The organism is Xanthomonas sp. BRIP62415 (assembly GCF_003993515.1).
Classification (GTDB): Bacteria; Pseudomonadota; Gammaproteobacteria; order Xanthomonadales; family Xanthomonadaceae; genus Xanthomonas; species Xanthomonas euroxanthea.
In genome coordinates, this window is sequence record NZ_QEZH01000023.1 from 617,132 (window position 1) to 629,858 (window position 12,727).

Consider the following 12,727-nt stretch of genomic DNA (forward strand, 5'->3'; position numbering starts at 1 on the left):
CGTATCCGGTGCTTGCGCCGAACGTCGTGCTGGGCATACAGCGGCAAGGATCGGATGAAGAGTCGGCAAAAATCGCCGCAGCGCGACATGCCAGCACACCTGCATGCGGCGATACTGCTGGTCTGTCATTGGTCAGGAGGTCTGCGTGATCCGTCGTTGTCTTGTTCTTGCGATTGTGGCGCTGGTCCTGGCCGGCTGTTCCAGCATGGCTGAGCGCCACCACGACGGACGCCGCGGCCATTTCGTCACCCGCACGCTGGAACTGGAAGGACGGCTCTACCGCTATCAGGTGTTCGTACCGGCCTCCACGGCGCCGCAACCGCGCCCGATCGTGCTGTTCCTGCATGGCTCGGGCGAACGCGGCGACAACGGACGCGATCAGGCGGAGGTCGGCGTTGGTCCCTACCTGAGCGCACACACCGCCGAGTTCCCTGCCCTGGTGGTGCTGCCGCAGGTGCCCGACGACGAGGAGTGGCTGGGCATCAATGCACGCATGGCGATCGCCGCGCTGGATGCGGCCAGTGCCGAATTCGGTGCCGACCCGCAACGCACCTATCTCACCGGCATCTCGATGGGCGGCTATGGCGCCTGGGAAATCGGGCTGATGCAGCCGCAGCGGTTTGCCGCGATCGTGCCGATCTGCGGCGCACTCAAGGCGCCGCGCGACGAGCGTCGCACGCTCTACGTCAGCCTGGTGGCCAAGGAGGCCGACCCGTACACCGCTGCGGTCACCCAGCTCAGGCACGTGCCGATCTGGATGTTCCATGGCGCCAAGGACGACTCGGTGCCACCGCACGACGACCGCGCGCTGTACCGGGCCGCAAAGGGCATCGGCGCCAATGTGCGCTACAGCGAATATCCAGACGGTAACCACAACGCCTGGGACGCGACCTACGCGGACCCGGCGATGTGGGAATGGATGTTCAGGCAGCGCCTGCGCTGAGCGGGCGGCTCGCCGCGCCGATGCGGTCTGCACCCGCTCAGTGGTGATAGCCGGTATCCGCGGTGATCTTGCCGCGGAACACGCGGTACGACCACACCGTGTACCCCAGGATCAGCGGCAGCAGCACCACCAGGCCGATCAACGCGAACAACTGCGAGGACGGCGGCGCGGCGGCCTGCCAGATCGTGTAGACCGGCGGCACCAGGTATGGCCACATGCCCAGCACCAGGCCGAGAAAGCCGAGCACGAACAGGCCCATCGCCAACAGGAACGGCGGCATATCCGGCCGCCCCGCGTCGGTGGAACGCCAGAGCGCGAACCCCACCAGGGCGACCAGCACCGGCACCGGCATCAGCCACAGGTAATGCGCATCGCTGAACCAGCGGTCCATCACATGCGACTGCAGCGATGGCAGCCACGCGCTGACCAGGCCGATGAAGATCAACACGCTGATCGTCAATGGCCGGCTCAGCTGGCGCGCGAGCTGTTGCACGTGGCCTTCGGTCTTGAGGATCAGCCAGGTGCTGCCGAGCAAGGCGTAGCCGAACACCAGTGCGGCGCCGGTCAGCATCGCGAAGGGACTGAACCAGCCCCAGATGCCGCCGACATAGCGGTCGTTTTCGATCGGCAGGCCCTGCACCAGCGCGCCCAGGATCACGCCCTGCGCAAATGTCGCCAGGATCGAGCCGGCAGCGAAGGCATTGCTCCACAGCCGCCGCGAGCGATGCGCCTTGAAGCGGAACTCGAACGCCACGCCGCGGAACACCAGCGCCATCACCATCAGCAACACCGGCAGGTACAGCGCCGACAGGATCACCGCATACGCCTTGGGAAACGCTGCCAGCAGCCCTGCCCCGCCCAGCACCAGCCAGGTCTCGTTGCCGTCCCAGATCGGCGCGGCGGTGTTCATCATCAGGTCCAGCTGCGCCTCGTCCTTGCGGAACGGCGCCAGGATGCCGATGCCGAGCACGAAGCCATCCAGCACCACGTACATCAGCACCCCGAAGCCGATCACCGCAAACCACGCCACCGGCAATACGCTGCTCATGTCCATCATGCGGCTCCGTCGATCGGTTCATCGGCCGCCGACAGCGGCCGTGCCGGCGTGTGCTCGCCGTGGTCCAGCTGCGGCGCGTCATGCGGGGTCGGCCCGATCTTGCCGATCTTGACCAGGTACCAGATGCCCCAGCCGAACACGAAGGCATAGCCGAGCACGTAGACCGCCAGCGAGATCGCGGTCATCAACGTCGACTGCGGGCCCACCGCATCGGCAGTGCGCAACAGCCCGTACACCACATACGGCTGCCGCCCCATCTCAGTGACGAACCAGCCCGAGACCAGCGCGATGAAGCCACTGGGCAGCATCCAGCGCCAGGCCGCCAACAGCCAGCGCCACTGCAATAACTTGCCGCGCCACCAGGCGAACGCCGAGACCCAGGCCACCAGCAGCATCAACGAGCCCAGCCCGACCATGATGCGGAAGGCGAAGAACACCGGCATCACCGGCGGGCGATCGGCGGCCGGCACCGAGGTCAACGGCTTGATGCTGCCTTCCAGACTGTGGGTCAGGATCAGGCTGCCCAGGCGCGGGATCGCCACCTCGTAATCGTTGCGCTCGGCCTGCGCGTTGGGCAAGGCGAACAGCACCAGCGGGAAGCCCTTGTCCTGGCCCTCGTCATGCCAGTGCGCTTCCATCGCCGCGATCTTCATCGGCTGGTGCTCGAGCGTGTTCAGGCCATGCATGTCGCCGACGAAGATCTGCAGCGGCACGGTGATCGCCGCGAAGGCCACCGCCAGCTTGAGCATGCGCAGCCCGGCCTCGCGATGCACGCCGCGATGCAGATACCACGCCCCCACCGCGCCGACCACGAAGCAGGTGGTGATGAACGAGCCCAGCGCCATGTGCGCAAGCCGGTATGGAAACGAGGGGTTGAAGATGATCTTCAGCCACGCCACCGGATGCACCATGCCGTCGACCACCTCATAGCCGGCCGGGGTCTGCAGCCAGCTGTTGGACGACAGGATCCAGAACGTGGAAAACAGCGTGCCCAGCGCCACCATGCAGGTCGCCAGGAAATGCAGGCGCTCGGAGATGCGCCCCCAGCCGAACATCATCACGCCCAGGAAACTGGCCTCGAGGAAGAACGCGGTCAGTACTTCGTAGCTCAGCAACGGGCCGATCACGCTGCCGGCGATCCGGCTCAGCTCCGGCCAGTTGGCGCCGAACTGGAAGGCCATCACGATGCCGCTGACCACGCCCATGCCGAAGGACACGGCAAAGATCTTCTGCCAGAAGAAATACAGCTCGCGCCACACCGGCAGCCGGGTGCGCAGCCAGCGCCATTCGAGAAATGCCAGCAGGCTGGACAGCCCGATGGTGAATGCGGGAAACAGCACGTGGAATGCGATGACGAATCCGAACTGGATCCGCGATAACAGCAAGGCATCCATGGAGAGTCCTCCAGGAAAATGGGGAAACCGCAGCGCAGCGGGTGCAGATCGATCGCAGAGACTCGCTGCGGTGGCCGATCGCGACCTCCTGCGCTACCGCATCATGATAGGGACGCTCGAGCGGGTTCCCGATGCGACACGGGGTCGCATCTGCGTCAAACCGTCGCGCCTGTCCTGCTGCCAGATGGTACGCGTTCAAGGCGCTGCGGCATGCTAGGCGGCGCCGCGCGTCCGCCGGGCAAGCTCGCTGACCACGGCGATGAAGACAGTCAGACCGACCATCGACAGGAACTGCGCGCGGGTGTCCACCGACGACGCCAGCAGCACGAAGATCACCGCCAGGATCGCCAGGGCCAGCAGGGTCAGAAACGGGTAACCCCGCATGCGGAACGGCAACACGACGCCGGCGCGGTCGGCGCGTGCGCGCAGGATCAGCTGCGACAGCAGCGAGATCGTCCACACCAGCAGGCAGGTGGCGCCGACGATGTTGAGCAGCATCGGCAACACCTTGTTGGGGTACAGCAGTTCCAGCGCGGCGGCGGCAAACCCGAACAGCACGCTGGCGATCACCGCCACCAGCGGCACCTGCTCGCCGCTGGTCCTGCCAAGCACCCGCGGCGCTTCGCCGCGCTGCGCCAGCGAGAAGATCATCCGCGAGGCCCCATACAGGTTGGCATTGAGCGCCGACAGCAAGGCCACCACGGCGACCAGGGTGATGGCGGTGGCCGCGCCGGGAATGCGCGCCACCTCCAGCACCGCAGCGAACGGCGAGCTGAGCGCTGCGCTGGTCCACGGCACCACCGCCACGATCACGCTGATCGAGCCGATGTAGAACACCAGGATGCGCCAGGCCACGGTGCGAATCGTGCGTGCCAGGCTGCGGCCCGGGTCGGCGGTTTCCGCAGCGGCCACCGCCACGATTTCGGTGCCACCGAAGGCGAACACCACCACCAGCAACGCCGAGCCGATGCCGGCCAATCCCTTCGGCGCGAACCCGCCGTTCTGGGTGAAGTTGGACAGCCCCGGCGACACCACGCCGGGCAACCAGCCGGCCAGCAGGGCCACACCGATCAGCAGGAACACCACGATCGCCACGACCTTGAGGATGGCGAACCAGAATTCGAACTCGCCGAAATTGCGCACGCCCAGCAGGTTGATCGCGGTGAAGGTGGCCATGAACACCACTGCCAGCAACGGCACCGACAACGCCGGCCAGACCGAGGCGAGCAGGCCCGCCGCGCCGACCGCTTCGGCGGCGATCACCACCACGATCTGCAGCCACCACAACCAGCCCACCGTCGCACCGGCGGTCGGGCCCATCGCATCGGCCGCGTACACCGAGAACGCCCCGCTGGCCGGCTTGGAGGCCGCCATTTCGCCCAGCGCGTTCATCACGATGATCACCAGCGCTCCGGCGATCAGATAGGACACCAGCACTGCCGGCCCCGCCGCATGGATCCCCACTCCCGAGCCCAGAAACAGCCCGGCGCCGATCGCCGTGCCCAGGCCCATCATCATCAACTGCCGCGGTTTCAGCGCATGGCGCAACGCGGGCGTGGCGGACGGAGCGTGCTCAGCAACGGGATCGGTCGGAAGCGGCATGGACGGGCTTGGATGGATGGGATCGCGACACGATACCGCGTCGCGGCGCCTGCCGCGCCTCTTGACGCCGGCCCGGGAGCGGGAGTCGATCAGCCCGGAAGCGCTCTTGCACGCATCCACCGCACGGGAGCACGGCCTCCCGGTGCGCAACCACCAGTGACCACCGTGGCTGGCCGCAACCGGCGATGCGCGAACCTGCTGCCTCGCACCGACAAAAATCCCCGGACATGCCGGGGATCGGTGCGCGCGCAGGCCGTTGCCGCTTACTCGGCCAGGTTGGTGCCCGCACCGGCGGTGGCGATCACCTTGGCCTTGACCTGTGCGGCCGGGGTGATGCTGTAGGTGTAGCCCAGCGGTTCGGGGAACACCTTGGTGGTGATCCAGTTGGTGGCGTTGGCGTAAGGCTTGCTGCCGTCCGGGGTGCTCCAGGTGATGCCGCTGCCGACGTAGTTGTTGATCAGGTCCCAGTAGCCGATCTCGCTGCTGTCGCGCGAGGTCACCGGGTTCTTGATGTTCTCGAAGTAGTTGGACTCGATCTTGGCCACCCCGCCCATGCGCACGTTGATGCCCGAGGTGGTGACGTTGTTGAAGTAGTTGTTGTAGATGTGGCTCAGCCCGCGACGTTGCAGCGGCACGCGCGATTCGACGTTCTCGAAGCGGTTGTGGTGATAGGTGGTGCGTGCGGCCGAGTTCTTGGTGTCGCTGTCGCTGTATCCGTTGAGCGCGACCTTTTGATAGTTGTAGACGTGGTTGTAGGACACGGTGACGTGATGGGTACCCTTCTTCATGTCGATGCCGCCGTCGAAAGACGCATCGCCGGCACCCGAGCACTTGGTCAACGAGGCGAACACGGTGTTGTGGTCCACCCAGATATTGGACGGCGAGCCGCTGGAATTGCCTTCCAGTGAAATCGAGTCGGCATCCTCGCCGCCCTGCAGCAGGCCGATGGTCATGTTCTGGATGATGACGTTGCTGGAATTGCCAACCACCCATAGCCCGAAGTTGGCCGACGAGCCGTTGGCACCCTTGACGGTGATGTTGCTCTTGTTCTTGATCTGCACCGTCTTGGCCGGCAACTTCCACTGGGCGCAGACGTCCTTGATGGTGCTGAAATCGAACTTGCCGGTGTAGTTGAGCACCAACCCGCCGCTGCCGGAGTAACTGTCGATGGCCGCCTGCATCGCCTCGAAGGTGGCCACGTTGACCGGTGTCTTGTTGCCGCCGCCGGTGGTGGCGGCACCGTACCCGACCGGGCCGGCAATGGCGCCCGCAGCGCAAGCGGACAGTGCAAGCGCCAGTGCGCCATGGAATGTCTTGATCATCATGCAGCCTCTCCCAAAGAAGTGGAAAAGCGATGCGTGCTGCCTGCGCCGTAGCGACGACAACAGCAAAGCGGTGCGTGGGGGCCGCATTCTTCGCGCGATTTAAAACATAAAACAATTATCCATCACTGAAACTTTGACGCACCACGGTGTTCTTCTGGCAGGACATGCAAAAGAGACAGCGGAAGACACCCGGGACAGGACAGCGCGGTGTCGTACGCGTTGTTTTCTGATGTAGGCAGATGTGTTTTCCATGCATGCAAACGCAGACTGATGCCGGTTTGCTCACGCGCGCTTTCGACCGCAGTTGCTGGTGGCAAATGCGCTCTCCAAGAATCCACATGCATTTACCGGACGCGACGCGGTGGTAGCTGCACACGACCGCGTGTTGTGAGTCGTCAGAGGTAGTGGTGCGTAGCAGCAGTGCCATCGCACCGGCGCGCGGTTTGCGCGGCATTACATGCGCTGTGCTGAAGACGAGGCGTGATTGCGCTTTGGATCACTCGCGACAGTGGGCGAGCGCTGGCGCCATGACAAGTCTATCGGCAAGGTCAGGCCACTTCAGCGCGACCACGTGGTGCCTGAGGGAATGTCCGACCGCAGCGTGGTGATCAGCAGTGGATGCGTGGAGGTAGCGACACGCCGTTGCGGCGCATCTGCGTGTCTCAAGACGACGACTCTTAAAACGTTGCCACACCGACGCTTGCGATGCGCAGGCCGCAGCGCAGGCTGCATCGAGACGCACCGCAGCAGCGCCCGGCAGGCCGGGCACGCTCGGGATCGCGCGGACTCACGCGCCCCGCCCCACCGGCTCACACCGCGCGGCTGGCCAGCGTGGACGCATGCGCCAGTTCCGCACCGGGCCACGGCGTGTGGTCGTCGAGGAAGTTGCCGACCAGGCGCATGCACGCCGGGCGCTCTTCCACATGCGGCATATGGCTGGAATTGGCGAACACATGCCACCGCGCGTCCGGGATCAGACGCGCGTACGGTTCCACCGTTTCCGGCGTGGCTTCGTCGTACTTGCCCGACAGCACCAGCGTGGGCACGCTGATGCGATGCAGGCGCTCGATGATGCTCCAGTTGCGCAGGCTGCCGACCACGTGGAATTCGGTCGGACCATTCATGGCGTGGTACACGGTCGGGTCGGCATCGATGGCGGCGAAGGTGCGCGCCACGTCGGCAGGCCACGGCAGCACGCGGCAGACGTGCTGGGCGTAGAACACCTGACTTGCAGCGCGATAGGCCGGGGCGTCCAGGGTGCCGGCCGCTTCGTGCGCATCCAGCACCGCCTGGATGTCCTCGGGCAGGCGCGCGCGCAGCCGTAGCGCGGCAGCGCGCCACAGGCCCATCGACGCCGGCGAGTTGGCAATCACCAACGCACGCAGGCCGGCCGGCCGGCGCACCGCATGCTCGGCGGCCAGCATCCCGCCCCAGGACTGCCCCAGCAACGCGTACTGCGACAGCCCCAACTGCGTGATCAAGGCCTGCAACTCGTCCAGAAACAGCCCCACCGTCCAGAAGCCGGGGTCGGCATCGGGAAGATGGGTGGACTTGCCGTTGCCGAGCTGGTCGTAATGGATCACCGCGCGGCCGTTGGCGGCCAGGTCCTTGAAGCTGTCCACGTAGTCATGGGTGCAGCCGGGGCCGCCGTGCAGCACGATCAGCGGGCAGGCGTCGCTGCGCAGGTCGCCGGCGATGCGGTACCAGGTGCGGTACCCATGGAATTGGACGTAACCCTCGGTGGACTGCATGACCTACGCCTGCTGACGGCAAGAATGAGCGCCGAGCCTAGCGGGCGAACCGCCGCGCGTTAACTGGCAAAACTCCCAGGTTCGCGCTGCGTTCGGGGACAGACGCCCGACCAAGGCGATGCGATCCAGCTGCGCATGCCGTTGGTGGCCCGGATGGCCATCGACCAGCACCGCGATGGCACGCGCCACTCGCAGGTCTTGGCCAGGGCGAACTCGCTACCGTCTGTCGCCTATCGCTGAGGCGTCGGCGCAGCCGCCGAACCAGACGCGCCTACGGCTCCAGCAACCGGTAATGCATGCCACGCACCACGGCCTCGACGCGATTGCGCGCACCCAGCTTGCGTGCTGCCGAGTTCAGATGCAGGTTCACCGTGGCGGTGGAACGGTTGAGCGCAGCGGCGATGCTCTTGGCTGTCAGCCCCCTGGCCGAGTACTGCAGGCATTCGCGCTCGCGGCGGGTCAATGCAATGTGGTGGCAGCGGCGTTCCTGCGGATCGAGCAACTCCTGCGCACGTGCCTGAAAGGCATGCGCCAGCAGCAGGAAGGGCGACAGCTGCGCTTCGGCCAGCCGTGGCGCCTCGGCCGCGACGGCGTCCACCGCGGCGCTGAATGTTGCAAACGCGCCGCCGGGCAGATGCAAGGGCACGGTGACACCGGTTCCCATGCCGCTATCGCACAGATAGCGCGTGACCTGCCGATGCTGGCTGCCGACGTATTCCACGCCCTCCATGTCGCCATCGTTGCGATAGGACCACACGAATGGCGTGGTACGCCGTGTGGCACGCTGCTGAACCGGGTCATGTTGGTAATACCCGTGCTCGCACCAGACGTGCTGCATATCGCCTGGCGCGTTGCGCTGCATGAAGACCGACGGCGTGATCAAGGCACCTTCCAGACTCAGCGGGACCGGTGCGTAGTCGTAGACCAACGACTGGAAGCCCAGTCCGCAGACATCGGCAAACACCCGATCCAGGCAGGCATTGAGCGTGTGCAGCGCCTGCAGGTCGCGGCCCAGGCTGGCCAGAGTGTCGAACATGGTGGGTCCTTCGGTGTCGACGTATGCCGCTGGAGCGCATCCAGCATGGAAAACCTAGCATTTTTACCAATGGATGGGCTTGGCGGCCACATTATGGTCACAATGCCTGGCCGGCAGTTGCACTGCAGCATCGCCGTTCAGACGCTCTACCGCGTCTGCGTCGCGACCCGGCACTCCTTTCAGCGGACACATGCATGACCGACACACCCCGCCGCGACGACGCGGCTACGCTGGAACGCTTTGGCTACACCCAGGAACTCAAGCGGCAGCTCACGCTCAAGGACCTGCTGATCTACGGTCTGGTGTCCATGGTACCGACCGCGCCGTTTTCCATTTTCGGCGGCGTGTTCGACATCAGCGCCGGGATGGTGCCGCTGACCTACCTGGTCGGCTTCGTGGCGATGCTGTTCACCGCATTGAGCTACCAGCAGATGTCGCAGGCGTTTCCGGTGGCCGGCTCGGTGTATGCATATGTGGGCCGCGGCCTGAGCAGCGGCATGGGCTTTCTGGCCGGCTGGGCGATCCTGCTGGATTATCTGCTGGTGCCCACGCTGCTCTACGTGGTCGGCGCCAACGCCATGCACAACGTGCTGCCGGCGGTGCCGCAGCCGGCCTGGATCGCCTTCTTCGTGGTGCTCAACACGCTGGTCAACCTGCGCGGCATCGAAACCACCGCGCGTGCCAATCGCTTCTTCCTCTACGCGCAGCTGGTGGTGCTGGCGGTGTTCGTGGTGCTGGCCAGCCTGGCGATCCAGCATGGCGTCAATGGTGCGCAGTGGAGCCTGCGCCCCTTCTATAACCCGCAGGCCTTTTCGCCGCAGCTGATCTTCAGCGCCTTGTCGGTGGCAGTGGTGTCGTTCCTGGGCTTCGATGCGATCTCCACGCTGTCGGAAGAGGCCCGTGGCGGCAACCGCGTGGTCGGCCGGGCAACCCTGCTGGCGCTGTTGCTGGTGGCCGGCCTGTTCGTGCTGCAGACCTGGCTGGCCGCGCTGCTGCAACCCACCTTGCAACGCTATCCCAGCGCGCAGGCCTCCAACGATGCCTTCTTCGAGATCGGGCGCCTGATCGCCGGGCCGTGGTTGCAGGTCGTCATTGCGCTCACGGTGGCAATCAGTGCGGCGATCGCCAATTCACTGGTGGCGCAGGCCGCCACCTCGCGGCTGCTGTTCGCCATGGCACGCGACCGCCAGCTGCCCGCCTTCCTGCGCTACATCCATCCACGCACCGGCGTACCGCAGCGCGCCATCCTGCTGGTGGCAGGCTTGAGCATGGTGCTGGGCGAAGTCTTCGTCGGACAGATCGCGCTGCTGTCCTCGCTGTGCAACGTCGGCGCACTGACCGCCTTCATCCTGTTGCACGTGGCGGTGCTGTGGCATTTTCGCGGACGGGGCCGCAGCCTGCTGTTGCATGTTGCGACGCCGTTGATCGGCATCCTCATCCTGGCCTACGTGCTGATCAATGCCGACCGGCATGCGCAACTTGGCGGTACCGCCTGGATGGTGATCGGCCTTGCGGTCCTGGCGTTCTTGAAGGCCAGCGGCCGCTCGACCGACTTCCGCGCCAGCGACGCGCTGGAATAACCTGCAGCGCCTTCGCCTACAGGCACTACCCGTGCCGACATCCGGGTAGCGCACGCCACCTTCAGTCCTGCGCGGAGAGGGCCGCAGGCCCTCCCGCATGCGGCCTGCCTGTATCGCCTGACGGCTCGATCCAGGCGTCGCTGCAGATGCAGTGCACGATCGCGCTGCTGCCTGTATGGCGGTGTACGTGGTGCAAACGTTTAAGGCGCGCTTGCGCTGCAGCGCCTCACGCGTGTGCAAGGCAAGATGGCTGCGCGTGCCCGCGTGGAGTTGCGCGCAGAACGCGATTATCTTTTTGTGGACTGCCAATCTCTGAACGAGATTTTCAGCACATATTCAGCTTTAAACATTCGCTAGTCTCGTTCGGCGCCAACGATGGCGCCCGCAGGACGTGGCCCCCGCCGCAGCCTGCCGTTCCCTGACGAGAAGGACTACCCATGAATCGCAAGAATGCGTTGTACCTGGCGCTGTTTTCCGCCGTTTCCGGCTCCGCACTGGCAGCGCCGCCGACCGAAATGGACGCAGCGCCGGTGAACACCGCGCCGCAAGCGGCCAAACTTGGTGCGGCGACATTGCAGTCGGCAAGTCTGCGTGGCGGCATCCTGCCCACGCGTGTGGTGCAACTCACTGCGCCCACCGGTACCGAGATCAGTCGCGTGCGTGAGCGCCGCATCGCACAGGTCAAACATGGGCAGCCCTTGCAGATCGGTTTTTCGCGCACGGTCGCCAAGCCCCTGGTCAACCTGGCCACGCTTGACTGGCAGATGGCCAAGGATGGCTCGCGCGTGGCGACCCTGAAGGTCGGCTCCGCGCAGGCGGCCTCGCTGCGTGCGTCGCTGATCCTGCGTGGCGCCGGCGCCACCCCGGGTGATCCGTCCAAGGTGACGCTGCGCTTTGCCGGCGACGACGGCCGGGTGTTCGAACAATCCGGTGCCAGCTTCGCCGCCGGCGGCGATGCGATCGGCTGGTCGCCCACCGTCAGCGGCGAGAACCTGCTGGTGGAACTGTCGCTGCCGGCCGGCCAGTATCCGGAGAACTTCAGCCTGAGCATCCCGCAGCTGTCGCATCTGGACATCAGCCCCACCGCCAACCCACGCGACATGATGACCATTGCCATCGGCGAGAGCGATTCCTGCCAGAACGACGTCGTCTGCCGCGCCAATCCCACCGCCGGTTTCACCAATGCCGCAAAGGCGGTGGCGCGCATGGTGTTCACCACCAGCCAGGGCTCGTTCCTGTGCACCGGCACGCTGCTCAACAACACCAACTCGCCCAAGCGCAACCTGTTCTGGACCGCGGCACATTGCATCAGCACGCAGACCGTCGCCAACACACTGCAGACGTACTGGTTCTACGATGCGGCCAGCTGCAACGGCAACACCGCCAGCGCGCAGGCCACCACCTTGACCGGCGGTGCGTTCCTGCGCCACGCCAACACCACGCGTGACACCGCATTGCTGGAGCTGAAGACCGCACCGCCAAGCGGCGCGTTCTACGCGGCATGGAACAGCGCGGCGATCGGCGCGACCGGCACGTCGATCGTCGGCATCCACCACCCCTCCGGCGACGTCAAGAAGTATTCGCTGGGCTCCGTCAATGGATTGAGCACCAGCATCGACGGCAAGAGTCCGCTGTATCGGGTGGTGTGGAACGATGGCGTCACCGAGGGCGGCTCGTCCGGCTCGGGCCTGTTCACCGTCGCCAGCGGTGGCGCGTACCAGCTGCGCGGCGGCCTGTACGGCGGCTACTCGTACTGCACCGCGCAGACCGATCCGGATTACTACTCGCGCTTCTCGGACGTGTATTCCAGCATTTCCACCTACTTCGGCCAGTAAGCGGGTGATGCGCGTGGCAGGCGGGTAGCGCCTGCCACGTGCGACTGCGCTTGGCCTGTGCAGAGTGTGGTCGATTGTTTGATGTGCTGTGTGGATCGATCTGTGCGGGTTGATGTTTTGTGCGCTGCCCCTTGGACCCCATCGGTCAAGCGCGTCAGTCGTCATGCACTTCATCTGCAGTGCCCGGATGATGCAGACTTGGCA

9 protein-coding genes are annotated in these 12,727 nt (G+C 65.5%); 3 read left to right on the forward strand and 6 right to left on the reverse strand.

The annotated features are described in order from the left end of the window. Positions 1–103: 103 nt before the first annotated feature. Positions 104–943: a prolyl oligopeptidase family serine peptidase gene (locus EO141_RS10455; RefSeq protein ID WP_164739154.1), complete on the forward strand. Its 840-nt coding sequence runs from the start codon at positions 104–106 to the stop codon at positions 941–943. A 37-nt stretch (positions 944–980) separates the two neighbouring features. Here the strand turns inward: EO141_RS10455 and cydB are convergent, their stop codons facing one another. The 6 genes from cydB to EO141_RS10485 form a co-directional block, all read right to left on the reverse strand. Beyond that, on the reverse strand, positions 981–1,997 hold the full coding sequence (cydB, locus tag EO141_RS10460) for a cytochrome d ubiquinol oxidase subunit II (RefSeq protein ID WP_119127792.1): 1,017 nt from the start codon (positions 1,995–1,997) through the stop codon (positions 981–983). After that, complete coding sequence (locus tag EO141_RS10465; protein ID WP_127169137.1) at positions 1,997–3,394, reverse strand: cytochrome ubiquinol oxidase subunit I; 1,398 nt, start codon at positions 3,392–3,394, stop codon at positions 1,997–1,999. Before EO141_RS10465 ends, cydB begins: the two co-directional genes overlap by 1 nt. A 213-nt stretch (positions 3,395–3,607) precedes the next feature. Then, the gene (locus EO141_RS10470) at positions 3,608–4,996 is read right to left on the reverse strand and encodes an amino acid permease (protein ID WP_115677660.1); all 1,389 of its coding nucleotides are present in this window, start codon (positions 4,994–4,996) and stop codon (positions 3,608–3,610) included. A gap of 263 nt (positions 4,997–5,259) precedes the next feature. Continuing rightward, entirely contained in the window at positions 5,260–6,321 is a 1,062-nt protein-coding gene (locus EO141_RS10475; protein WP_104648161.1) for a polysaccharide lyase family 1 protein, read from the reverse strand. Between the two features lie 809 nt (positions 6,322–7,130). Next, positions 7,131–8,072: a proline iminopeptidase-family hydrolase gene (locus tag EO141_RS10480; protein WP_127169138.1), complete on the reverse strand. Its 942-nt coding sequence runs from the start codon at positions 8,070–8,072 to the stop codon at positions 7,131–7,133. 271 nt (positions 8,073–8,343) lie between these two features. Then, a complete protein-coding gene (locus tag EO141_RS10485; RefSeq protein WP_104583040.1) occupies positions 8,344–9,108 on the reverse strand; it encodes a LuxR family transcriptional regulator in 765 nt (254 codons plus the stop codon). A gap of 194 nt (positions 9,109–9,302) precedes the next feature. Here EO141_RS10485 and EO141_RS10490 point away from each other — a divergent pair, with 194 nt between their 5' ends. Continuing rightward, positions 9,303–10,688, forward strand: a complete 1,386-nt coding sequence (locus tag EO141_RS10490; protein WP_126946355.1) for an APC family permease — start codon at positions 9,303–9,305, stop codon at positions 10,686–10,688. 437 nt (positions 10,689–11,125) lie between these two features. Continuing rightward, positions 11,126–12,523 (forward strand): trypsin-like peptidase domain-containing protein, encoded by a 1,398-nt coding sequence (locus tag EO141_RS10495; RefSeq protein WP_127169139.1) that lies wholly within the window; start codon positions 11,126–11,128, stop codon positions 12,521–12,523. Positions 12,524–12,727 lie beyond the last annotated feature (204 nt).